The 23,234-nt window shown below is 67.9% G+C and carries 21 protein-coding genes; 12 read left to right on the plus strand and 9 right to left on the minus strand.

Going from position 1 to position 23,234, the window contains the following annotated elements:
• Positions 1 to 354 precede the first annotated feature (354 nt).
• Positions 355 to 1,500: a porin gene (locus AC1D2O_RS03835; RefSeq protein WP_478156226.1), complete on the plus strand. Its 1,146-nt coding sequence runs from the start codon at positions 355 to 357 to the stop codon at positions 1,498 to 1,500.
• A 39-nt stretch (positions 1,501 to 1,539) separates the two neighbouring features.
• On the opposite strand, the gene prpR is transcribed toward AC1D2O_RS03835, so the two are convergent.
• A complete protein-coding gene (gene prpR / locus AC1D2O_RS03840; RefSeq protein WP_478086851.1) occupies positions 1,540 to 3,471 on the minus strand; it encodes a propionate catabolism operon regulatory protein PrpR in 1,932 nt (643 codons plus the stop codon).
• Positions 3,472 to 3,642: 171 nt separating this feature from the next.
• Between prpR and AC1D2O_RS03845 the strand changes: the two genes are divergently transcribed.
• The 4 genes from AC1D2O_RS03845 to AC1D2O_RS03860 all read left to right on the plus strand — a co-directional run bounded on the left by AC1D2O_RS03845 (position 3,643) and on the right by AC1D2O_RS03860 (position 7,731).
• Positions 3,643 to 4,839 carry a CaiB/BaiF CoA transferase family protein gene (locus AC1D2O_RS03845; protein WP_478086850.1) on the plus strand — a complete coding sequence of 399 codons (1,197 nt, stop codon included), beginning with the start codon at positions 3,643 to 3,645 and terminating at the stop codon, positions 4,837 to 4,839.
• A gap of 11 nt (positions 4,840 to 4,850) precedes the next feature.
• Positions 4,851 to 5,789 (plus strand): hydroxymethylglutaryl-CoA lyase, encoded by a 939-nt coding sequence (locus AC1D2O_RS03850; protein ID WP_478086848.1) that lies wholly within the window; start codon positions 4,851 to 4,853, stop codon positions 5,787 to 5,789.
• Between the two features lie 78 nt (positions 5,790 to 5,867).
• The gene (locus AC1D2O_RS03855) at positions 5,868 to 6,434 is read left to right on the plus strand and encodes a VOC family protein (protein ID WP_478086847.1); all 567 of its coding nucleotides are present in this window, start codon (positions 5,868 to 5,870) and stop codon (positions 6,432 to 6,434) included.
• A gap of 49 nt (positions 6,435 to 6,483) precedes the next feature.
• Entirely contained in the window at positions 6,484 to 7,731 is a 1,248-nt protein-coding gene (locus tag AC1D2O_RS03860) for an alpha/beta hydrolase (RefSeq protein WP_478086846.1), read from the plus strand.
• 87 nt (positions 7,732 to 7,818) lie between these two features.
• Here AC1D2O_RS03860 and AC1D2O_RS03865 read toward each other — a convergent pair whose 3' ends face one another.
• On the minus strand, positions 7,819 to 8,490 hold the full coding sequence (locus AC1D2O_RS03865) for a hypothetical protein (RefSeq protein WP_478086845.1): 672 nt from the start codon (positions 8,488 to 8,490) through the stop codon (positions 7,819 to 7,821).
• Positions 8,491 to 8,554: 64 nt separating this feature from the next.
• Between AC1D2O_RS03865 and AC1D2O_RS03870 the strand changes: the two genes are divergently transcribed.
• Both AC1D2O_RS03870 and AC1D2O_RS03875 read left to right on the plus strand, forming a co-directional pair.
• Positions 8,555 to 11,767: an adenylate/guanylate cyclase domain-containing protein gene (locus tag AC1D2O_RS03870; RefSeq protein WP_478156228.1), complete on the plus strand. Its 3,213-nt coding sequence runs from the start codon at positions 8,555 to 8,557 to the stop codon at positions 11,765 to 11,767.
• A gap of 22 nt (positions 11,768 to 11,789) precedes the next feature.
• Positions 11,790 to 12,440: a peroxiredoxin family protein gene (locus tag AC1D2O_RS03875; RefSeq protein ID WP_478086841.1), complete on the plus strand. Its 651-nt coding sequence runs from the start codon at positions 11,790 to 11,792 to the stop codon at positions 12,438 to 12,440.
• A gap of 25 nt (positions 12,441 to 12,465) precedes the next feature.
• Here the strand turns inward: AC1D2O_RS03875 and AC1D2O_RS03880 are convergent, their stop codons facing one another.
• Together AC1D2O_RS03880 and AC1D2O_RS03885 are read right to left on the minus strand one after the other, a co-directional pair.
• Positions 12,466 to 13,203 carry a Crp/Fnr family transcriptional regulator gene (locus AC1D2O_RS03880; RefSeq protein ID WP_478086839.1) on the minus strand — a complete coding sequence of 246 codons (738 nt, stop codon included), beginning with the start codon at positions 13,201 to 13,203 and terminating at the stop codon, positions 12,466 to 12,468.
• A 60-nt stretch (positions 13,204 to 13,263) separates the two neighbouring features.
• On the minus strand, positions 13,264 to 14,016 hold the full coding sequence (locus AC1D2O_RS03885) for a sulfite exporter TauE/SafE family protein (protein ID WP_478086837.1): 753 nt from the start codon (positions 14,014 to 14,016) through the stop codon (positions 13,264 to 13,266).
• A 96-nt stretch (positions 14,017 to 14,112) separates the two neighbouring features.
• Between AC1D2O_RS03885 and AC1D2O_RS03890 the strand changes: the two genes are divergently transcribed.
• Positions 14,113 to 15,006 (plus strand): LysR family transcriptional regulator, encoded by an 894-nt coding sequence (locus AC1D2O_RS03890; protein ID WP_478086836.1) that lies wholly within the window; start codon positions 14,113 to 14,115, stop codon positions 15,004 to 15,006.
• Positions 15,007 to 15,012: 6 nt separating this feature from the next.
• A complete protein-coding gene (locus AC1D2O_RS03895; RefSeq protein WP_478086834.1) occupies positions 15,013 to 16,206 on the plus strand; it encodes a M20 family metallopeptidase in 1,194 nt (397 codons plus the stop codon).
• A gap of 97 nt (positions 16,207 to 16,303) precedes the next feature.
• Here AC1D2O_RS03895 and AC1D2O_RS03900 read toward each other — a convergent pair whose 3' ends face one another.
• Together AC1D2O_RS03900 and AC1D2O_RS03905 are read right to left on the minus strand one after the other, a co-directional pair.
• Complete coding sequence (locus AC1D2O_RS03900; protein WP_478086833.1) at positions 16,304 to 16,912, minus strand: glutathione S-transferase; 609 nt, start codon at positions 16,910 to 16,912, stop codon at positions 16,304 to 16,306.
• A gap of 199 nt (positions 16,913 to 17,111) precedes the next feature.
• Entirely contained in the window at positions 17,112 to 17,522 is a 411-nt protein-coding gene (locus AC1D2O_RS03905; protein ID WP_478156230.1) for a hypothetical protein, read from the minus strand.
• A gap of 260 nt (positions 17,523 to 17,782) precedes the next feature.
• Between AC1D2O_RS03905 and AC1D2O_RS03910 the strand changes: the two genes are divergently transcribed.
• The 3 genes from AC1D2O_RS03910 (at position 17,783) to AC1D2O_RS03920 (ending at position 21,686) form a co-directional block, all read left to right on the plus strand.
• Positions 17,783 to 18,859 (plus strand): Acg family FMN-binding oxidoreductase, encoded by a 1,077-nt coding sequence (locus AC1D2O_RS03910; protein WP_478156232.1) that lies wholly within the window; start codon positions 17,783 to 17,785, stop codon positions 18,857 to 18,859.
• A 4-nt stretch (positions 18,860 to 18,863) separates the two neighbouring features.
• Positions 18,864 to 19,703: a DUF6920 family protein gene (locus tag AC1D2O_RS03915; RefSeq protein ID WP_478086829.1), complete on the plus strand. Its 840-nt coding sequence runs from the start codon at positions 18,864 to 18,866 to the stop codon at positions 19,701 to 19,703.
• A 261-nt stretch (positions 19,704 to 19,964) separates the two neighbouring features.
• The gene (locus tag AC1D2O_RS03920) at positions 19,965 to 21,686 is read left to right on the plus strand and encodes a serine hydrolase (protein WP_478086827.1); all 1,722 of its coding nucleotides are present in this window, start codon (positions 19,965 to 19,967) and stop codon (positions 21,684 to 21,686) included.
• Between the two features lie 37 nt (positions 21,687 to 21,723).
• Here AC1D2O_RS03920 and AC1D2O_RS03925 read toward each other — a convergent pair whose 3' ends face one another.
• The 3 genes from AC1D2O_RS03925 to AC1D2O_RS03935 all read right to left on the minus strand — a co-directional run bounded on the left by AC1D2O_RS03925 (position 21,724) and on the right by AC1D2O_RS03935 (position 23,232).
• The gene (locus AC1D2O_RS03925) at positions 21,724 to 21,849 is read right to left on the minus strand and encodes a hypothetical protein (protein ID WP_478086825.1); all 126 of its coding nucleotides are present in this window, start codon (positions 21,847 to 21,849) and stop codon (positions 21,724 to 21,726) included.
• Positions 21,846 to 22,733 carry a patatin-like phospholipase family protein gene (locus AC1D2O_RS03930; protein WP_478086823.1) on the minus strand — a complete coding sequence of 296 codons (888 nt, stop codon included), beginning with the start codon at positions 22,731 to 22,733 and terminating at the stop codon, positions 21,846 to 21,848. The genes AC1D2O_RS03925 and AC1D2O_RS03930 overlap by 4 nt, the downstream gene beginning before the upstream one ends.
• A 154-nt stretch (positions 22,734 to 22,887) precedes the next feature.
• Entirely contained in the window at positions 22,888 to 23,232 is a 345-nt protein-coding gene (locus AC1D2O_RS03935) for an STAS domain-containing protein (protein ID WP_478086821.1), read from the minus strand.
• Between the last annotated feature and the right edge of the window lie 2 nt (positions 23,233 to 23,234).

Below are 23,234 nucleotides of genomic sequence, written 5' to 3' on the forward strand. Positions count from 1 at the left end.
CGAAGAGTGGCGTCGGATTCTAAGGCCTCTAATCGTTTTTGGCAGCCGCTCCGGCGCGCCCTCGGAAAAACACCTAGTCGCATGCGACGAATTGCACCGCGGACCCAGGCAATGGAATCCGTCTGAACCGACGATGCCCAGCGGGAAGGCCCCCGCCTAGAGTCCCCCGTCAGCAGCGCCATCCCATTGAGACCTGCAACGAACAGCGACTTTGGTCGCAGTTCGCAGGGCTTTGGAATCCAGATGAAACAAGTCTGGCGTGCCTTCGCGCCAGCTTCCCATAAGGAAGATGGCTCGGCGGACAGGGGGAGACAAGGGTGCCAGGCATCTCTATCCAAACTTGAAGAACTTGAAATGAAAAAAACGCTAATTGCTCTGGCTGCACTGAACCTCGTGGGTGTCGCCTCAGCTCAGTCGTCCGTCACCTTGTTCGGCACTCTGGACGCTGCCGTCAGCTACTACCGGAACGAAAGCACTGCCGGCGTGACAACCACCCAGTGGGCGCTGTCGAACTCGGGCCTCGGTTCGAGCCGTCTGGGCTTTCGTGGCACGGAAGACCTCGGTGGCGGCCTGGCCGCCAGTTTTTGGCTCGAGTCGCAACTGAACAACGACGATGGCCGCGCCGGATCGGCGGTCCAATTTTTCAGCCGTCGTTCGACGGTGAGCCTGTCGGGCATCCTCGGTGAAGTCCGCCTCGGCCGTGACTACACGCCGACTGTATGGAACGACGTGGTCTTCGATCCGTTCTACACCATCGGGTCGGGAGGCAGCCTGCTCCTGATGGCCAACACCCCGTTCAACAACAACGGCATCGCCGGCAGTGGCGGCAACAACTACATTCGCGCCAGCAACAGCGTCGGCTACTTTTTGCCCCCGGGTCTCGGTGGTTTCTATGGCCAGCTGATGTACTCCTTCCCCGAAGCCACCAAGTTCGATCCTGGCGCCCTCACGCCGAACACACCGAACACTCAGCGCGCTGGCCGCTACGCCGGCGGCCGCTTCGGGTACACCAGCGGCCCGCTGGACGTTGCTGCTTCTTACAGCCAGAACACCATCGGCGACAACTTCTTCGTCGGCACCACCACCTCGGTGGACAACTTCAACCTCGGCGCTTCGTACGACTTCGGCGTCGTGAAGCTCTCCGCTGAATACACGGACTCCAAGGCCCACGTCGATTACAAGGTCACTCCGGCAGACCCCGTGCATGACATCGATCTGAACGGCTATCTGATTGGTGCGACCGTGCCCGTGGGTCCTGGCCTGATTCGCGCGACTTACGCCCAGGTCAAATACGACTTCAACCGCCTCGGCGTCAGCAACCCGTCCGCCTACAAATGGGCCCTCGGCTACGTGTACAACCTGTCGAAGCGTACGGCCTTGTATGCGACGGTGGGCTATGTGCACGACAAGGATGGCGGTGCCATGACTGTGTGGGGCCTGTTCAGCACCCAGCCAAAGAGCTCGACCGGCTACGATTTCGGTATCCGGCACAACTTCTGATTCGAAGCAGCCGGTTGGCGACGGATCTTCCAAGCGCCATCAGGCGCTTTCATGCGCCTTTGCATCGAGCTTCAATTCGCGTAGCCAACGCCACAGCGTCGAGCGACTGACGCCGAGATGCCGAGCAGCACGCTGGCGATTGCCTTCGCAAATGCGAAGGGCCTCCAGCACGCGCTCGCCCAGTGGCTGTGTCGCGGGCGGATGCTTCTCGAACAGTTCGGGGCAGTCGAGCCGCAGTTCGTCATAGGGGATGTCTTCGAGTCGCTCGAACTGCAGCAGGAAGACGGCGACTCTTTCGCAGATGTTCTCCAGCTCTCGCACATTGCCCGGCCAGTCGCACGCGACGAAGCGGGGCAGCAGCGGTGCGAGCGCGCCCACGGCGTCCATGCGAGAGCCCAGTCGATGGAGGCAACGCCCCACGTGGGTCTGCGCAAGCTCGGCGATATCGTCACCACGATCTCGCAGGGGCGGAATGCTCAGGCGCAGGGTATTGATGCGGTAGTAGAGGTCTTGCCGAAATCGCCGCGCTGCGATCATCTCCTCCAGTGGCTGATGCGTCGCGGCGATCACGCGCACATCCACGGGAACGGGGGCCGTCGCACCCAGGCGGGTGATCTCCTGCTCCTGCAGCACGCGCAGGAGCCGGGTCTGCAGCGACAGCGGCATGTCGCCGATTTCGTCCAGGAACAAGGTGCCCGTGTGGGCTGTCTCGAAGAGTCCGCGCTTGCCGCCGCGGCGCGATCCGGTGAACGCACCTTCCTCATAGCCGAACAGTTCGCTCTCCAGCAGCGTTTCCGGAAAGGCGGCGCAATTGACCGCAACGAAAGGCCGGTCGGCGCGTGCGCTTTCGTTGTGCATCGCCTGGGCGAAGAGCTCCTTGCCGACACCGCTCTCGCCAACGATCAGCACGCCCAGATCGGTCTTTGCGAAGCGGCGCGCCGTGGCAACGGCGCGAACGAAGACGGGGCTTTGACCGACCAGGCTTGCGAAGCCGTACTTCGCGGCATTCTGATGGCGACGCTGCTGAATCCGCAGGGTGGTATCGGCTTCGTGGATGGTTCGCGCGTCGTACAGCGTGATGGCCGCGCCCACGATTTCGCCGTGCTCGCGAATGGGGGTGCGGTTGACGATCCAGTCGCGGCGGGCAAAGCGCTGCACCGCGGCACGCGCTTCGGTGCCCGTGTCCAAAGTGGCTTGGAGGGACAGTTCGGGCTCCAGGAGGTCCAGGCGCTGGCCCAGCAAGGGCCGATGCGGCGTGCCCAACAGCTGCTGCATTGGCGGATTGACCGCGATGATGCAGTTGTCCCGGTTGACGGCGAGCACGGCCTCCTGCAGGTTGTGCAGCACGCTGTTGAGCTGCTCGTAGCGACCTGCCTCGAGCTGGGCCACCCGCGCCAGCTCGACGGCATCCTCGAATCCTTTGCGGATGCTGGCCAGCGAATAGGCCAGGAAGCCATGCAACCCGGCCTCCTCGGCCAGTTCGACCACCAGACTCGAGCCCACGATGACGTCGAATCCGTCGCGGCGCAATTGCTCGAATTGCTGGCGGGCGTCCTCCGGTGTCCGGTAGGCGTGCTGCTGGATCTCGAGGTTGAGAAGATCCTTGATTGCGTCCAGCTCAGGGATGATCTGGCCGTACGTCACCACGCCGACGCGGCTCGAGATGCGGCGCGCCTTGATCAGCGCCTGCAACAGATCGAAGCCGTCAAGCTGGATCGTTGCCACCGGCGCCTCCAGTCCCGCCCGCAGGATGCTGGCGTTGGAGCCGGCGCTGACGAACGCGTCGACCATGCCGCGCTCGACGCGGTCTCGCGCGATCGCCAACGCGCCGTCAAAGGTGCCGTCCACCACTTCGATGTCCGCGCGTCCGACGTATTCCATGACCACGGGCATGGCGAGTTCACGGATCTGCCGGTAGCCGAGAAAGCACAGCCGGGGCAGGCGCGTTCGATGAAGGGGTTTGGCGGCCATGGGATTCAGTGTCTCAATGAGACATTCAAGTGTTTCACTAATGTCGCATGAAACCGTCAATCAAAGCGTCACTTTCAACAAGTCTTTGAAAATCAACACGTTACGGGCTCATCAGCGGTTGGCATGCCTCATGCGATACGAAGAGGGACTGCTCTCTTTGGAAACATCCCCTTGGCACTCGAACACATCACCATCCTCGACCTGACCCACATGCTCTCGGGCCCCTACGGCACCATGCTCCTGGCAGACCTGGGAGCGCGCACCATCAAGGTCGAGCCACCCGGCGCCGGCGAGGGCACGCGGCGATTGCTGGAAAAGGACCCCGACTACGCTCGCGACGGCATGGGCGCCTATTACCTGACGCTCAACCGCAACAAGGAAAGCGTGTGTGTCGACCTCAAGAGCGAGGCTGGCAAGGCGGTGTTTCTCGACCTCGTGCGGCAGGCCGACGTGGTGTTCGACAACTTCAGCGTCGGCGTGACGGCAAGGCTGGGCATCGACCACGCGTCGCTGGCGCAGGTGAACCCGCGAATCGTCACCTGCTCGGTCACCGGCTTCGGCCAGACCGGCCCCGAAACCAACCGCCCGGCCTTCGACCAGGTGGTGCAGGCCATGGGCGGTGGCATGTCGATCACCGGCACCCCCGAGACCGGCCCCACGCGCAGTGGCATCCCGATCGGCGACCTTGGCGGCGGCATGTTCGGGGCCATGGGCGTGCTGGCGGCGCTGGCCGAGCGCGAGCACACCGGCCGCGGCCAGCATGTGGACATCTCGATGCTGGATGTACAGATCTCCCTGCTCAACTACATGGCGACCATGCATCTGATGTCCGGCCATGTGCCCGCCGGCATCGGCAACGGGCATTTCGTGCATGTGCCCTACAACAGCTATCCGACGGCCGACGGCCACATCATCATCGCGTGCATCGGCGATCCGTTCTTCGAACGCTTCGTCGACTTCATCGACCTGCCGGCCCTGCGCAAGCCCGAGTACCTGCAGCAGCCTGCGCGCTACGCGGCAAAGGCAGAGATCGATGCGCTGGTCGGCGCCGAACTCCAGAAGCAATCGACCGCCTTTTGGCTCGAGCGCCTGCATGCCGCTCGCATTCCCTGCGGCCCGGTCAACAACTTCGAGCAGGCTCTCAACGACGTGCAGGTGCGTGCGCGCGACATGGTGGTCGAGGTGCCCCTCAAGACCGGCGAGACCCTGCGCATGCCGGGCAATCCCATCAAACTCTCCGCCGCGTCCGCGAAGCCCTTTTCCTGCCCGCCCGCGCTGGGCGAGCACACGCAAGGCGTGCTGTCCGAACTGGCCGGCTACTCGGCGGAACAACTCGATCGACTGCGGCGCGACGGCGCGATCGCCTGAGGGGCCGCGCGATGGAAAGAATCCACATCACGGACGTCGCCCCGCGCGACGGGCTGCAGAACCAGCAGGTGCACCTCTCCACGGAATCCAAGCTGGAGTTGATCCGCCTTCTGGCAGCCGCTGGCGTGCAGAGCGTGGAGGCCACGAGCTTCGTGTCGCCCAAGGCGGTGCCGCAGATGGCCGATGCCAGCGAACTGGTTTGCCGGTTGAATGAAGCGCTGCCGCAGTTGCGCAGCTCGGTGCTGGTGCCGAACCTGAAAGGCCTGGAACGCGCGCATGCGGCCGGGGCACAGGAGATCGCCGTGGTGCTCTCGGCCACGGAGACCATGAACCGCAGGAACATCCATATGGGGCTGCAGGAAGCCACCGACGTCAGCGCGCGGACCCTCGCAGAGGCCCGGCGTCTCGGCTTGCGCACACGCGCCTACGTGGCGGTGGCCTTCGACTGCCCCTTCGAGGGCGAGACCCCCCTGTCGGAGGTGATGCGACTCGCTGCGTGCATGCACGCGGCAGGTGCCGGCGAAATCGTGATCGCCGACACCATCGGGTCCGCCGCGCCGGGTCAGGTGAAGGAGCGCCTGCGTGCGCTGCGAGACGTGGTGCCGGTGGGGCAGCTCGCCGTCCATTTCCACGACACGCGCGGCATGGGCGTCGCCAACGCCTGGGCCGCGCTCGAATCGGGAGTGCGCCGCTTCGATGCCAGCGTTGGCGGCATCGGCGGTTGCCCCTTCGCGCCCGGCGCCGCCGGCAACGTCGCCACCGAGGACTTGGTGCTCATGGCGCAGCGCAGCGGCTTTGCGACAGGCATCGCCACGGACGGGCTCCTGGATGCCGTGAGTTACGCCGAGGCGCGACTGCAGCGTCCGCTGGGCGGGCGCTCCATTCGCTGGCTGCGCCAGCGACGGGAAGTGCAACCACGCCAAGTGCTGGTGCCGGCGCGGCAAGCCTGAAGCGCGCTCGGCACTTCTTCAACCCTTTGTTCAACAACAACGCCGATCCTGACCGGCGCAACACTCGGAGACACGAACATGTCACTCAATACCCCCACGCCCACGTCTCGTCTCGGCGTACCCATCCAGGGCGTGCACCACTTCGCATACTTCTGCCGGGATTCCGAAGAAACCCGCCACTTCTACGAAGACATTCTGGGTTGCCCGCTGGTGCACGTGATCCGAGTCGAAACCCTGCGCGGCAGCGGCGCGCGCTGCCCTTACAGCCATTTCTTCTTCCAGATGATGGACGGCTCGTTCCTCGCCTTCTTCGATCTGCTCGAGGCGCCGGACGATCCGGCGCTGGTGGCACCTCAGCCATGGACCAACCATCTCGCGCTTCGCGTGAATTCGCTGGCGGAACTGCAGACGGCAAAAACCAATCTCCAGGCCGCCGGCGTGGCAGTGATGGGGCCGATCGATCACGAATTTGTCGAATCGATCTACTTCATGGACCCCAACGGCGTTCGCCTCGAGTTGACCACTGCGACGGAGACAGAGGAATTCGCCCGCCGCGAACGCGAGTCCGCGCACGCGAATCACGCCAACTGGATCCGGGAAAAGAGCGACTGGCGTTCCCGAAACCCGGTGGCTGCGACCGATTGAAGGTGGCGCCGATTGCAAGGCTGCTCTTTGCCCCCAAGGACCTCACACCATGGACCAAGCTACCACCACTTCCCCGGCCGCTCCGAAGGCGCCTCACGATGGCGCCGCAACGAAGCCCGACGGCCAGGCCCGCCATGCGTTCGATCGCATCCCGGTGATCCTGCGCTTCAAGGAGTCGATCGCCATGGCGGAGACCTATGGCTTCAGCGGCACCCAGGGCGAGGTGATCCTGCAAAGTCAGCTGATGATTCCGCGCGGCGTCAAATCCAAGGTGCTGTACGTCTTCATGCACCCCGCTGCCACCTGCGAGATGCTGCCGATGCCCATCGCCATGGCCGAGGCCGGCGTGCACGTGTTGTGCGCCGGCAGCCGCTACCCGAAGAACGACTCTGCGCTGATCATGGAGAAGGTCGCCTTCGACATGGGCGTGCACGTTCGCGAAGCACGCGAGGTCTGGGGCTACGAGAAGGTGATCCTGGTCGGCTGGTCTGGCGGCGGTTCACTGTCGCTTTTTTACCAGGCGCAGGCCGAGTCTCCCACGATCACCCACACACCTGCCGGCGACCTCTACGACCTGACAAGCGCCCGGTTGCCGCCCGCCGACGGTGTGATCTTCATCGCAGCGCACCTGAGTCGGGCCGAGACGCTCACGGGATGGCTGGACCCGTCGATCACCGACGAACTGGACCCGGACCATCGTCTGCTGGAGATGGACATCTACGATCCGCAATGCCCGCACCAGCCGTCTTACGACAGCGAGTTCGTGGCCCGCTTTCGCCAGGCCCAGATCGACCGCAATCGGCGCATCAGCCATTGGGTGTTGGAGACGCTGGAGCGCCTCAAGCGAGGCGGCGTGGAGAAGGAGCGTGGCTTCGTGGTGCACCGGACCATGTGCGACGTTCGCTGGCTCGACCCCAAGGTCGATCCCAACGGGCGTCGAGCCAACTGGTGTTACCTGGGCGATCCGCGGGTGGTCAACAACGGACCGGCGGGGATTGCACGCTTCTCGAGCTTGCGCAGTTGGCTGTCGCAATGGTCCTACGACCATTCCAACATCAAAGGCGCGGTCAACGCGGCGCGCATCCACCGCACGCCGGTGCTCCAGATCGAGAACCAGGCCGACGACGCCGTCCCGGCCACCCACAACCCCATCATCCGAAGTGCGCTCGCGACACCCGACAAGGAGTTCGTCCAGATCCAGGGTGCTACCCACTACTACCTGGGACAGCCGGAGCTGATGCAGGAGTGCCTGGGTCACGTCAAGCGATGGGCAACCCGTCATTGCTTCATTGACTGAACGACGTCGCCCCGACGGTCCGACCACCATCGGCGTCAGGGCACCGTCCATCGTGATGAGCGCCTCGGGTGCGGACATCGGCACCCCTCACTGCGCCGCGGGTCCCAGCGTCAGGAACGCGATGCCGAAGGCCAGCAGGAAGACGACGAGCGCGAGCTTGCAGACGATGCCGAAGGCGCGCAGGCGGCCGATGCCGAGGCGGGTGCGAAACCATTCCGCCTCGACGCCGAGGTACCAGGCGAGCGCGCCGATTGCCAGCACGGCGGCCGGGAGCTGAAAGCCGAGCCGGCCGAACACCGACGCCAGCGAGAGCGTCAGCACGACAGGCGAAGCGAAGAAACACTGCAGGAAGAACGGCTGCCGCAGCGTCTGCCGATCGATCTCCCGCCGCTGCCTCCGAAGCAGGCCGCACGCCATCTGCAGCGCAAACAGGCTGAAGGTGAGCGCGCGAAAGATCAGCAGGCTGGTGTCGGAAGACGGCAGCTCCTTCGGCATCCCCGAAGTGAACGGCGCCAGGCTCGCGTGCAGGCTGATCTCGAGCGCATGCGCCAGCAGGATCGACAGCACCAGGAACAGCGGCGGACTCACGAGGTCGTCGAACGGGTCCTCGGCCTTCTCGCTCATCTCGGACTCCACCCGCGCTGCCAGCGCCAGCGGATGGCGCAGCACGCGCCACAGCGTGCGGGGATAGAAGACCAGCCAGGCCATCACCTCGTACAGCAGCGCTTCGAGTGACCGGATGAACTTGAGGAATTCCATGGTGGCGGGCGGTCATCATGGCGGATTCCGCCGGCCTTGGGAACGCCGCCACCGGGGCGCCCCGGTGGCGCGCGCGCCCGAACTGGCGCAGCATCCGGGCTCGGGACTCGCGATGACCACGACCTGTACCGGCTGCGGCGCCGAAGTGCCGCCCTCCTCGTCCTTCTGCCCGCACTGCGGGCAGCGGCTGGCGGATCCTCGCCCGGCGGAGCCCGAACCGCTGGCCGACCGCCGCCAGGTCACCGTGCTGTTCGCCGACCTGACGGGCTTCACCTCGCTGGCCGAGCAACTCGACCCCGAGACCGTGCGCAGCTTCCAGAACGCCTTGTTCGAGACCCTGGCGCAGGCCATCGCACGCTGCGACGGCTTCGTCGAGAAATTCGTCGGCGACGCCGTGATGGCGGTGTTCGGCGCCCCGCGCGCGCACGAGGACGACCCCCTGCGCGCCCTCGAGGCCGCGCAGGACATGATGCAGCGCGTGGAGCGGCTGAGCCGGCAGTGGGCCGCGCGCCTCGGCCGCCCGGTGACGCTGCACATCGGCGTCCACACCGGGGCGGTGGTTGCCGGCAGCCTCGGCAGCGGTGCCGGCGGCGCCTATGCGGTCACCGGCGACACCGTGAACACCGCCTCGCGGCTGCTCACCGCCGCGCTGCCGGGCACGGTGCTGGTGTCGGAGGCGACCCACGCGATGGTGCGGCACCGCTTCGACTTCGAGCCGGCCGCCGAGCTGGCGCTGCGCGGCAAGGCGCGGCCGATGCGGGTCCATTGCCTGCGCGGCCTGCGCACCGATGCGGTTTCCGCGCGCGGTCTCGCCGAACTCGGGCTGGTGGCGCCGCTGGTCGGGCGCGCCGAAGCCATCGATCGCCTGGTGGCCGCGTTCGACCGCATGCAGGGCGGCCGGGCCCAGCTCGTCGGCATCGTCGGCGAGGCCGGCGCCGGCAAGTCGCGCCTGCTGGCCGAACTGTTCCAGCGGCTCGAAAGCGACCCCCGGCTGGCGGCGACGGGCGTGCGCCGCACCACCTGCTCGTCGCACGGCGAGCCGACCTACGGCACCTTCGGCGCGCTGTTCCGCGAGGTCTACCGGGTCGACGCCGCTGACACGCTGGAAGTCGCCCGACGCAAGCTCAACGAGGGGCTGAAGGCCCTCGGCGCCGACGCCGACGAGGTCGATGCGGTCGAACAGGTGGTGAGCCACCTGCTCGGGATCGAGGACACGGGCCCGCGCGACATCGACCCCGAGCAGTTGCAGCGCCAGATCACGCTGGCGGCTCGCGCGCTGCTCGAGCGAAGGCTGGCCCGGCAGCCGGTGATGATCGTGATCGACGACATGCAATGGGCCGATGCAGCGTCGATGGACCTGCTGCGCGAGGTGATCGACCAGCTGGCCGACCGGCCGCTGATGCTGCTGGCCGCGCAGCGCCCCGACGCCCGTGCGCTGCGCCCGCTGCGGGCCGAGCATTCGATCGTCGAGCTGGGCCCCTTGAACGACGAAGACGCCGGCGCGCTGGTGAGCCACCTGCTGGGCGCCGCGGCCGACGACGGCCTGGCGCCAGTGCGCGAACTGGTGGCGGCGCGCGCCGGCGGCAACCCCCTGTTCGTCGAGGAGATCGTCCGCAGCCTGGCCGGCTGCGGCCTGCTGGTGCGCCAGGGCGAGCGCTGGGTCTGCGAGGCCACGCACGAGGCGGTGGATGTCCCGTCGACGCTGTACGGCCTGCTGCTGTCGCGCATCGACCGGCTGGACGCGCGGGACCGCCGCATGCTGCAGGAGGCGGCCGTGCTGGGCGCCGAGTTCGATGCCGGGCTGCTGCAGCGCATCGCGAGCGACCCGCCGTCGACCGAAGCGGCGCTGGGCCGGCTGGCGGCGGCCGATCTGATCCGGGCCGGGGCGGCGAGCGGACCCCGCTGGCGCTTCACGCACGCGCTGCTGCACGAGGTCGCCTATCAGAACCTGCTGCTGGCGCGGCGCACCGAGCTGCACCAGCGGGCGGGCCAGGCCCTGGAAGCGACGTTTCTTGCGGATCGGGAGCCGAGTGCCGATGGCGAGGCCCGCAGCCCGCGCCGCCTGGCCGAACTCGAGGCCCTCGGCCACCACTGGAGCCTGTCGCCGGACAAGGCGCGCGGCGCCCACTACCTGCTGGCCGCCGGCGACCGCGCGCGCGCCGTCTATGCCAACGACGACGCCATCCGCCATTACGAGCGCGCGCTGCGCACGCTGGCCGAGGCCCCGGCGGACACGCCGGCCGCCGTGTCCGTGATCGAGGCCGCGACGCTCGACGCGCGCGAGCGCCTGGCCGACCTGTTCGGGCTCCAGGGCCGGCGCGCCGAGGCGCTGGCGCAGTACGACCTCGTCCAGCGCGGCGCCGAACAGCAGCACGACCCGGTCCGGGCCGCGCGCGCGCTGCGCAAGATCGGCGGGCTGCACTGGGAAGCCGGCGAGCGCGAGCGCGCCGGCGCCTGCTTCAGCGCCGGCCTGGAAGGCCTGGGGCCGGACGGCGATCCGATCGAGCGCGCCCACCTGTTCCAGGAAATGGGCCGGCTCGCCTTCCGCGCCGGCGACAGCGCCACCGCCCTGACGCTGGCGCAGCGCGCGCTGGCCGAACTGCCCCCCGATGCGCTCGGGCGCGAACGCGAGGCCACCGTGGTGCGCGCCGAGGCCTGCAACACGCTCGGCGTCGCGCTGGCGCGGCTGGGCCGGCCTTCCGAGGCGGTGGCGCAGATCGAGAGCAGCGTCGCCCAGGCCGAGGCTCATCAACTGCTGCAGGCGGCCTGCCGGGGCTACACCAACCTCGGGGTGCTGTATGCGTCGCTCGATCCGCAGCGCAGCATCGAGACCTGCCTGCGCGGGCTCGAGACCGCGCGCAAGGTCGGCGATCTCGGCTTCCAGTCGCGGCTCTATGCCAATCTCGCGGTCGCCTATTGCGCGCTGACCAACCGCTGCGAAGCCGAAGGCATCGAGGCCGCGCGCGCCGCCGCCAGCCTCGACCGCCGGCTCGGCCTGCTCGATCACCTGGCGGTGCCGCTGATCGTGCTGGGCCAGATCTATCAATGCCACGGCGACCATGCGCGCGCCTTCGTGTCCTACAACGAGGCGTTGCAATTGGCCGAGCAGATCGACGAGCCCCAGCTTCTCTTTCCCTGCTACGATGGTTTGGCGACGCTGTACCTCGACACCGGCCGCATGGCGCAGGCCGAGACCTATCTGGCCAAGGCACAGGCCGTTTGCGAGCGCGCCGGCCTCGAACCCGACGCCCTGATGGTGCTTCCGTTTCTCTGCTGAACCTGCCGGAAGGAGTTTCGACATGACCTCCCAGATGGAATCCCCCGTGGCACCGGGCGAAGCAGCCCCGGACTTCGCGCTGCCTGCGGTGGCCGGCCCCGAAACCATATCGCTCGCCGACTACCGCGGACGCAGCCCCGTGTTCCTCGCGCTGATGCTCGGCCTGTGGTGCCCGTTCTGCCGCCGGCAACTGGTGCAGCTCGGCAAGTTCGAGGTCAAGCTGAAGGCGCTGGGGGTCGAGAGCCTGGTGGTGGTGGCCACCGATCCCGAGAACGCGCGGCTTTATTTCAAGTTCCGGCCGACCCCGCTGCGGCTGGCGTCCGACCCCGCCCTGTCGACGCACCGCGCCTACCGGGTGCCCAAGCCCGAGGCGACGCCCGCCCTGATACAGGCCCTGGACGAGATCCGCGTCAATCCGACCGGCGAGCTGCCCGAGCCGCTGCCGATCTCGGAAGCCGCCAAGGTGCTGACCGAACTCGACGGCTATGCCTGCACGCCGACCGACCTGGGCGACGTCGACCGCCAATGGCCGCAGCTCAAGGCGATGTTCATGATCGACCGCGAAGGCATCGTGCGCTGGCACGACATCGAATGCGCCCGCGAAGGGCTGGCCGGCATCGGCAAGCTGCCGTCCGAAGAAATGATCCTCGGCGCGGCCCGCGCCTGCGTCTGATCTGCCCCGGCGCCGGCCTGAGGGCTCAAGTGCCGAGGGCGACCGTCTCCGGTGCCCCCGGCGCCCCTGGTGCCCGCGGTGTGTTTGCCGCCATCAGGGATTCCAGTCGCTTGCGGTCGGCGATCAGCCGCGACGTGACCAGGGTCACGACCTGGAATCCGAAGGCCGGATTCTGGAAATACAGCTGCTTGAAGGTGTTTTCGTCGATCCTCAGGACGGTGCAGTCGGTGACGCAGCGCGCGGTCAGCGAGCGGCGCTTGTCGGGCGCGAAGAAGGCGATCTCCCCGAACAGGCGCCCGGCCTCCATGAGCTCGCCGATCTCGACGAATTCGATCTGTCCCGAGGCGAGGAAATACAGGTGCCTGGCGGCGTCCCCCTTGCGGAACAGCACGTGGGAGGCCTTCAGGCGGCGGCTGCGCATGTAGGGGCGCAGCCAGACCCCGGACAGGTCGTCTTCCGCCGCCGCGGCGGTCACGCGGCGCGTGAGACGCACCATCTCCGCGGTGCGCCAGATATTGATCGGCAGCAGCGCCCCGTGCAGCAGCATCATGATCAGCGAGGGATGCAGCGCCCCGTAGACCAGGAAGCCGAGGTTGCCTCCCACCGCGAGACAGCGCAGCGGGATCATGGTCTTCACGAACGAGCTGACCACCACCAGCGCGCCGGCCACCGCCGCCGAGCACACGGCGACGACGCCGGCCGGCGTGGAGATCGATGACGCCAGACTCGCCATCGCGGTGTCCCACAGTACGTGCATTGACATGCGTCCTCCTTGTCTGGTCAATTCGTCGCGCCTTGCATTGTGCGACGAGGCAGGGATTTCTCAACGCGGCAGTTCGCGTCCGACCATGTAGAGGCCCAGCAGCGCCAGCCCGATGAAGAAGCAGCGCTTGAACACGGCCACGGGAAGCCGCAGCCGCAGCCGCTGGCCCAGCACCATGCCCGCCAGCGCGGGCACCAGCATCGCCAGCGAGGCGCCGACCCATGGCGCCGAATAGCCGCCCTGCCCCGCCAGCGCGAAGCCGAGCGCGAAGGTCGCGCTCGTGAACGACAGCCCCATCGCCTGGATCAACTCGTCGCGCGACAGCCTCAGGGCCTGCAGATAGACCACGGCGGGCAGCACGAACACGCCCGTCAACGCGGTGATCGCGCCGGTGAGCGCGCCCGCGAGGGGGCCCAGCCAGGCTTCATGGCGCGCAGGCAGATCGAGCGGGCGCCCCAGCAACCCCCAGGCCGCATAGGCGGCCAGCGCCAGGCCAAGGGCCAGCATCGCGCCCGAACCGGCCGGGGCACCGAAGCACCAGGCGCCGAGCAGCGTGCCGCCGACGATGCCGAGCTGCATGCCGCCGAGCCGGCGCAGCATGCCCAGCACGCTCGGCCACGGCCGCAGCTGCCAGAGATTGGTCACGAGGGACGGCGCGATCAACAGCGCGGCCGCCGCCGCCGGCGGCATCCACACGGCCAGCAGCGCCATCGACAGCGTCGGCAGGCCGAGCCCGATGACGCCCTTGACGACGCCCGCGAGCACGAAGACGGCCGCCATCAGCGCCCACAGGGAGAAATCGAATTCCAGCATCGGGCCAGTGTCGCGGCCCTCGCGGCACTTGAAAATGCGGAACCTGCACACCCTGCCTCAGGCACAGACTGAGGGCTACCGTGGTACCTTGCCGGCATGCGATTCGACCTCACCGACCTGCGGCTGTTCGAGAACATCGTCGAGGCCGGCAGCATCACCGGCGGCGCCGCGCAGACGCACATGACGCTGGCCTCCGCCAGCCAGCGCGTGCTCGGCATGGAGGCCGACCTCGGCACGCCGTTGCTGCTGCGTTCCAGGCAGGGCGTGCAGCCGACCGAAGCCGGACACACGCTGGTCCACCACGCGCGGCTGGTGCTGCAGCAGATGGAGCGCCTGCGCGGCGAACTCGGCGACTACGGCGCCGGCCTGCAGGGCCACGTCCGCCTGCTGTGCAACACCTCGGCGATGACCGAGCACCTGCCCGAGGCGCTGGGCCGCTTTCTGGCGCAGCATCCCCGCGTGTCGGTCGACCTCGAAGAACAGGCCAGCACCGACATCGTCGACGCGGTGCGCGCCGGGCTTTGCGACATCGGCATCGTCTCCGACGTGGTCGACGTCGAGGGCCTGCAGCACTTCGTGTTCCGGCGCGACGACCTGGTGCTGGTGGTGCCGCGCGGCCATGCGCTGGCGCGCCGCCGGCGCGTGGCATTGGCAGAGGTGGTCGATGACCGGTTCATCGGCCTGGCGGAGGGCAGCCCGCTCCAGGCGCACGTGGCGCAGCACGCCCGGCGGCTGGGCAAGCGGCTGGCCTACCGGGTGCGGGTGCGCAGCTTCGAGGCGGTCTGCCGGATGGTCGCGCAGGGCATCGGCGTCGGCATCGTGCCGAAGGCCGCGGCGGACCGCTCCCCGTCCCTCAGGGAGATCCGCGCCATCCCGATCGCCGAGGCCTGGGCCGCGCGGCACCTGCTGGCCTGCGTGCGGGACCTCGATGCGCTGCCGCTCAACGCGCAGCGCATGCTGCACGCGCTGCTGGCGCCGGCGGCACAATAGCCGCGCATGCCAAGCCCCGTCGTCCCGGCCGACTCGATCGTCGCGCTGCTCCAGTCGCTGGTGCGCACGCCCAGCCGTGCCGGCACCGACGCGCCGGGGCCGGTGGTGCACTGCATGGAGGGCTGGCTCGATGCGCGCCGCCTGCCCTTCCGCCGGCTGCGCGGCGCCGACGGCAAGGCCCTCGGCCTCTATGCCGAGGTGCGCGGCGGGCAGGCCGGCGGCCCCTGGACCGTGCTCGACGCCACGCTGGACACCGCGGGCTTCGGCGAGGCCGCCACCTGGACCTCGCCGCCGACCGAGCCGAGGATCTCGCAGGGCTGGCTCTACGGGCGCGGCAGCGCCGACTCCAAGGGCGGCGCGACCCTGTTCGCACACCTGCTGCAGGAATTCAGCCAGGCGCGGGATCGCTTCGCCGGCCGGCTCGGCGTGCTGCTCGACCTCGACGAGCATTCGGGCCGCTTCGGCGGCGCGCGCGCCTTCTTCGACCACCCCTTCGATGGCGCACCAGCGCCCCGCCCGAACGGCGTGATCATCGGCTACCCCGGGATGCAGCGGATCGTCACCGGCGGGCGCGGCTTCCTGCGCGCGCGCCTCGCGGTGCACGGCATCGCCGCGCACTCCGGCGCCACCCGCCAGCGCGGGCTGAACGCGATCACCCGCGCCACCGCGCTCGCGCGCGCGCTCGAGGCGGCCGGACTGCCGGCGGCGGACGATGCCTTCGGGCTCCCGCCCCAGTTGACGCTGACCGGCATGCACGCCGGCGACGGCGGCTACAGCCAGGTGCCCGACCTGTGCGAACTGCGCCTCGACCTGCGGCTCACGCCGGGCTTCACCGACGAGCACGCGCGCGCGCTGGTTCGCCGCACGGTCGAGCGGCAGGACGCCGAATACGCGCCCGCGCCGGCCAGCGATATCGAATGGACCGCCGGCTGGCCCGCCTACCGCGTGCCCGACACCCACCCGATGGTGGCCGCGCTGCGCGAGGCCGGCCGCGCCGAACTCGGCCTCGATCTTCCGACCACCGTGGTGGGACCGTCGAACATCGGCAACTACCTCCACGGCCTGGGCGTGCCGGCCTTGTGCGGCTTCGGCCTGCACGGCGAGAACATCCACGCGGCCGACGAGCGGGTTTCGCTCGACAGCATCGGCCCCGTGTACCGGATCTATCGCGACGCGCTGTACCGCCTGCAGCGCGCCTGAGGCGTCGCGGCCCGGTCGGCCGCACACGAGGAGCCGTCACTTGTGAGCGCTTACTCTCAAACGATGTCCCGAAAGAAGGGGCCCTGAGGGAACGCGCTCAGAGCGACCAGCTGGCCTGCAGGGACGGGCGCTTCGAGAACTCGGCGAACCATGCCGCCACCCCGGCATGCCTCGTGCGCCAATCGAAATCGCCGAATCGCAGGTCCAGATACCCAAGCGCGCAGGCCACGGCGAGGGTGCCGATGTCCACGCGCCCGGGTGCCAGCAGCGCCGGATTCGCGTTCAGGTGCGCCAGCGAAGTCTCGGCCTTGTCCAACTGCGCCGCTCGCCATTCGGGCCAGCGCAAACCCTCCGGCCGGGCCACATCCTCGTAGCGCGCCAGCAGTGCGCCGTCGAGGATGCCGTCCGCCAGCGACTGCAGGGTCAGCGCACTCCAGCGCGCCGCACCGCTGGCGGGAAACAGATTGCCGCCTCCCACGCTGTCCAGGTACTCGCAGATCACACGGCTGTCGTACAGGGCCTCGCCGTCGTCGGTGATGAAGGTGGGGACCTTGCCCAAGGGATTCTTGGCAATGATCTCCTGGTCGCGTTGGACCGGGTTCGCGTTCGATGGCAGCAACTGCACGCGCTCGCCGAGGCCGAGTTCGTGCGCCACCACCAGGCATTTGCGCACGTAGGGAGAGAAGGGAGAAAAGTAGATCTTCATGAGCCGAGGGGTTCCGTCGTTGAAAGTTCAGGCGCCGTTGCGAGATGCCGCCCGGCGATCCAGCCGAACGTCAATGCCGGGCCCAGCGTGATGCCGGGCGCCGGGTACTCCGCTGAAGGGCGCATGCGCTCGATCGCGCAGACGAGTCCAGGCGCCGTGGCCATGATCTCGTCTTCGGTGAGCGTGGAGTCGACGCGGGCTAGCAGCGCCCCTTCTTCGCCTGCCCCGGCGGGCAGTGGTAGCCGCCATCGCCCTGGTCGTCGTGGTCGTGATTGCTGTGTTTGCCGTTCTTTTGCTTGCCCGGCTTCCACTGGTCGTCGACCCAGCGCCATCCGCCGCTCGCCTGGACCCAGCGGCCCGGTGCATAGACGTAGTCCGGCCGGTCTTGCTGCCAACGGCCGCCCTGCCAGACGTAGTCGCGCTCGTTCCAGACCCAGCGACCCTGCACCCACACCTGGCCCGGGCGCGGTCCTGGGACCATTTCATAGCGCGGCGGCGGCGGCGCCATCTGCACGATGCCGGGCACGTTGATGTTGATGTTGACCTGCCCGAGGGCCGGGAAAGTGGCCGCCGCGGCAAGGGCGGCGAAGGCGAAGGTGGCAATGCGCAAGGGAAGCTCCATTCAACTCGTGGCTGGCCATTCTAGGGAAGCGGCCCAGTCGAACGCGCAGGGGTCGTCAGCGTCGGCTTTCGGGCCGTCCCCGAGCAAGCAGCAACTGATTCTGGACCAACGGCCAGAATCAGCTGAAGATGCGATCGAATCTGGACAACAGGGAGCGCCGCGACATGGATCGACGAGACTTCATTCGCCTGACCTCGGGAGGCGGCATCGCACTGGTCGCCGCAACCGGCACCGCCTGCAGCCAGCAGATGCCCGAGGATGCCGTCGCCGCGTGGAAAGGGCCCGGCGCCGAGCCTGACGCACGGCGCTGGATTCTTGGCTATGCCATCCTGGCGCCCCATTCGCACAACCTGCAATCGTGGCTGGTCGATCTGCGCACGCCGGGCGAGATCCTGCTGCGCTGCGACCTCACTCGCCTGCTCCCCGAAACCGATCCGTTCTCGCGGCAGATCATGATGAGCCACGGCACGTTCCTGGAACTGCTCGACATCGCGGCACGCGAGCGCGGCCTGAGGGCCGAGATCTCCTTGTTCCCGGAGGGTCCGTTCGGCCCCTCCAACCTCGACCAACGGCCGGTCGCGCGCATCCGCCTGATCGCCGACCCCACCATATCCAGGGACCCGCTGTTCGCGCAGATCCTGACTCGCCGCACCAACCGCAGCGCCTACGACCTGGCCCGCCCGGTGCCGCCTCATGCCTGGCAGACGATGATGGAGAGCGTGAAGCCGAATTCCTTGCGCTTCGGATTCGTCGGCCTGGATCAGCCCGATGCGCTCCAGCGCCACCGCGCCATTGCCGCGCAGGCGTGGCAGATCGAACTGACCACGCCGCGAACGATCATGGAGTCGTACAAGGTGCTGCGCGTGGGGGCCACGGAGATCGAACAGCACCGAGATGGCTTGTCCGTCCTCGATCGAATCCCCGTGTGGATGAGCCAGGTCGGGCTGTTCGACCGCAGCAGGCCGCCGGCGCCGGGTGACTACGCCACCACGAGCCAGATCAAGGACTTCAAGGCCAAACTCGATTCAACGCCAGGCTTTCTGTGGATGGTGACCGATGGCAATGACCGATCAACCCAGGTCAACGCCGGCCGAGCGTACGTCCGGGTGCAACTCGCCGCCACGGCTGCCGGCATTGCGCTGCAGCCACTCCAGCAGGCCTTGCAGGAGTATCCGGAGCAGGCGAAACCCCACGCGGAGGTTCGAAGCCTGCTGGATGCGTCGCCATCAAACCTGACGGTGCAGATGTGGGCACGTGCTGGCTTTGCACCGCCCGTCGGTCCCGCTCCGCGCAGGGGCGTGGACGCTCAGCTGGTACCAGCGTGAGTCGATGAAGACGTCCGGCTACATCCTGGTCGCAGGGTTGGTCTCGGCCGCGGCCGGCGCGGTGGCGCTGGGCCGGTGGCAGTGGCAGCGACAGGGCACCGCCCTTCGCGCGACGATGCGGACGGCCTGCCTGCCCCCGTCCGTGAAGACCTACGACGCTCGCGATATCGAAACGCTCCCGCCGCCCGTGAGGCGCTACTTCGAAGCCGCATTGCAGGACGGCCAGGCCATGATCTCCAGCGTTCGGTTCTCGCAGCAAGGGCAGTTTCGGCAGAAGGATGCCTGGCAGACCTTCAGCGCGACCCAGTTCGCGACGATGCACCCTCCCGGCTTCGACTGGGACGCGCGGATCAGGATGGCACCGGGCGCCGATGTCTGGGTTCGAGACACCTATGCCCTGGGCGCCGGATCCTTGCGCGCCGCGGTGCTCGGACTCGTGACCGTGGCGGACATGCGTGACACGGCGGCATCGGCACGCGGCGAATTGATGCGCTACCTCGCCGAAGCGGCGTGGTATCCGACCGCCCTGCTGCCCAGCCAGGGCGTGCGATGGGAGGGCATCGACGATGCGTCCGCGCGAGCGACGCTCTGCGACGGGACGACCACGGTCACGCTGGAGTTCAGATTCGGGACGGACGGCTTGATCGCGGCGGTGTGGGCCGCGTCCCGTCCGCGATCGGCGACCGAGTCTGCGCCGTGGCTGTGCCGCATCACCGGCTACGAGCTGCGAGCCGGCATGCGCGTCCCGCTACAGGGCGAAGTCGAATGGGAATTGCCGAGTGGGCCAGCGCCGTACTTTCAGGGGCTCGTGACGGACATCGACTATGAGTTCGCAGCGCGGTGATCGTGTCCCGATTGTTCCGGCTGGCGCTACGTGGCGCTGATGATCGGCTGCGCCCGGGCTTGATGGCGCGCGCCAACCAACTCCGCCGGATTGCGCATGCGGGAAGGGTTGGACCAGACGAGCCCCGCCCGGACGCGACCCAGGAAAGGGCGGAGCAGGCAGAATGCGCCGCACAGCCGGGTTCGGCCAGGACCGGACCTCCGGCGCCAGCCCAAGAGTTTCAACAGGGATCACCGTGGCTGAAGGCCCCAAGGAGGACTGATGGCAGCTCGCCTCGACGGTTTCGAAGGTTTCATGACCCAAACCTTGCAGGAGTGGAACATTCCGGGCGCGGCGGTGTGCGTCATGTCGGGCGACGATCTGGTGCTGCGCCAGGGTTACGGATACCGGGACTGGGCCACTCGCGCTCCGTTCACGACGCAGACCCTCTTTCCCATCGCGTCCAACACCAAGCTCTTCACCTCGATGGCTGCGGGGCAGCTCGTTCAGCAAGGCCAGCTGACCTGGGATGAGCCCATTCGCGACAAGGTGCCCTCCATCCGATTTGCGACGCAAGCGCTGAACAGCACGGTGACCCTGCGCGACATGCTTTCGCATCGGACCGGGATCCATCGGCACGACAGCGTGTGGAACAAGTCTGCGCTCACACCCGCCGAGATCTTCGAGCGGCTGCGCCACCTGCGGCCGGTGGAGTCCCTGCGCCAGAGCTTCATCTACAACAACCTGATGTATGCCGCGGTCGGCCACATCATCCATATGCTCTCGGGGCAGCCGTGGGCCGAATTTGTCCGGGACCATCTGCTCGAACCGGCGGGGATGGGCAAGACCCTCTTCTCGCACGCCGCGCTGCTGGCGAGCACCGATCGGGCCGTGCCCTACATCGAGAAGCGGGATTCCGAAGAGCTCCTGCGCTTGCCGGATGAAGACCAACTGAGCGGATCAAGCGCTGCGGGCGGCATGGTTTCCACTCTGGAAGACATGTCCAAGTGGCTGCGACTCCTGATGGACGACGGTCGCATGGGCGAGCGACAGATCGTCCCCCGGCAGGTTGTCCAGGAAACAATGGCACCTGCCATGGCGCTGCCCAACACGCTGGCGTTGACGCGGGGGTGGCGCGAAATCCTGAATGTGACCTATGGCATGGGGCGGCACACCGCTGTGTACCGCGGCCATCTCATCAGCTACCACGGTGGGTTGCTCGATGGGGTCACGTCCCAGGTCCTGCTGCTGCCGCACGAACGCATCGGAGTGGTGACGTTCGTGATCGGCGACAGTTTCGGGGTTCTGCGCGACACCATCGCCTACCAGGCCGTCGAGCGCCTGCTTGGCCTGGCACCCACGCCGTGGCACGAACGCTGGCTTGCCGTGAAGAAAGCCTTCCGCACAGGCATGACCCAGGCACGGCAACGCGCGGGAAACGAGCGCATACCAGGCACCGTGCCCTCGCACCCACTCACGGCGTATGTCGGTGAGTACGAGCATCCGGCCTATGGACGGACGGTGATCCGCCACGACCCCGAAGGACTCCGCTTCGCGTTCCGTGCTGCGGACCTGGCACTCGGTCACGTGCACTACGACCGATTCGACACCCCCGACGACGAGCTCCGAGGCAAGTGGTCGCTGAACTTCACCACGGATCCGCAGGGCGACATCGGCGCGCTGCACATGGTGCTCGACCAGGCCGAGGCGACATTCACCCGCGTCGCACCCCACCCGACAGTCGACGACCTCCGGGACCTGTGCGGCACATTCGAAACCGCGTCGGGCGTCAAGTGGCAGGTCGGCGTCAAGAACGGTGCGCGGCTCTATCTGTGCTTTCCGGGCACACCCGACGTAGAACTCGTGCCCTACAAAGCCTCCCGCTTCAGGATTGCGCAGTTCCCGGATCGGGTCTACGCGTTCGAAACGGACGAGGCTGGCCGGTGCCGTCTGCGCATCGCTGGGCCCGAGGGCGTCTATCTGCTGACGCGCGTCGAGCTGTGACGCCGCTGCGCTGCAGCCGGCGCGACGGCGGTGGCGTTCACCGGCGCTGCAGCACCTTGAGCACGCCGAGCGCGGCGGCGCACTTGAGGCCGCCCGACCCGATCACCACCGCCACCTTCGGCTTTCTCCTGTGCTCCGGCGGCCCGGGAGGCCCCTGCTTCATGCGACTTCCGCCGGCTCCGGGCTCTGCCGCATCAGCTCGCGCAGGTACGGCAACTGCTCCTCGGCGGCGCGCTCGCCGGCTTCGATGATGTAGGGGATCTTGTCGGTATCGAACAGCCGCACGCGCTGCTCGAAGCGCGGAATGATCGGGATGATCTCACTGTGGTGGGCCAGGCTGTGGAAGGCGAAGTTCGACTTCAGCAGGTTGTTCGACATGATCGCGCTGAGCTGGAAGGCGAAGCGACCGGCCGAGTGGATGCTGGACTGGTAGGGGCTCTCGAAGCCGGCCGCCACGATCACGTGGGCGCCCTGCCGGATGGCGACGCCGATCGGCAGCGGGTCGGACAGGAAGCCGTCGATCAGCAGCTTGTCACCGATGCGCCAGGGCGAGAAGGCGAACGGCAGCGCGATGCTGGCGCGCACCGCATCCACCAGGCGGCCCGACGACAGCACCACCTGCTCGCCGTTGGCGAGGTCGGTGGCGGTGACGTGCAGCGGCGTCGGCAGGTCCTCGATGCGGGTGTCGCCGAAGGCGCTCTGCAGCCGCTGCATGATCATCCGGTCGTCGCGCAGGCCGTAGGTGGCCTTGTCGAAGCGCAGCCAGCGCGGCGCCACGGTCTGCAGCAGCGCCCGGGTGTTGCGCCTGTTCGCCACTTCCTTGGTCCACAGCCGACGCGTCATGTCGGCCGCCACGTCCGCATCGTGCCCGGCCGCCATGACGGCCGCATACATCGCACCGGCGCTGCAGCCCACCACCATGTCGAGCTCGAAGCCTTCGCGTTTGAGCACGGTCTGGATGCCGATGGCGGCGGCGCACTTCACGCTGCCCGAGCCGATGACCAGCGCGATGCGCTTGCGCCCGTGCGCGGATCCAGATGATTTCATCGCAGTTCTCCACCGCGCGTGGTTCGATCCACGCCGTATGACATCGCAGGACCGAAGCCAGGAACACCGCGGAACCGGCTCTGCCGGGCCGCTGGTGTTGCCCCCTTGAGGGGGGAGGCGGCGACACGAAGTGAGCAAGCAACGGGGGTGGGTGTCATTGCACTTCGGCGTCGAAGCTCGCCACGGCCGAGCCGACGTCGCCATAGAGCCTCAGGATGCTCGTGAAGCCCGACAGCTCCAGCACCCGCAGCACGCCGGGCTGGACGCCCGCGAGCCGGAAGTCGCCGCCCTGGCGCCGCGCGTCCTTGAGGGTCGCGAGCAGCGCCCTGAGGCCGGCGCTGCTGGTGTAGACCACCTCGCTGAAGTCGGCCACCAGCCGCACCCGTTGTTCGCTGACCGCCTTGCCGAGCGCCGCCATGAGGTGCTCGGCGGTGAGGCTGTCGACGCTGCCGCTGATGGCCGCAATGGTGACGTCGCCGGGGGTGATGTGGATCTGCATGG

Source organism: Variovorax sp. P1_G12 (assembly GCF_056405555.1).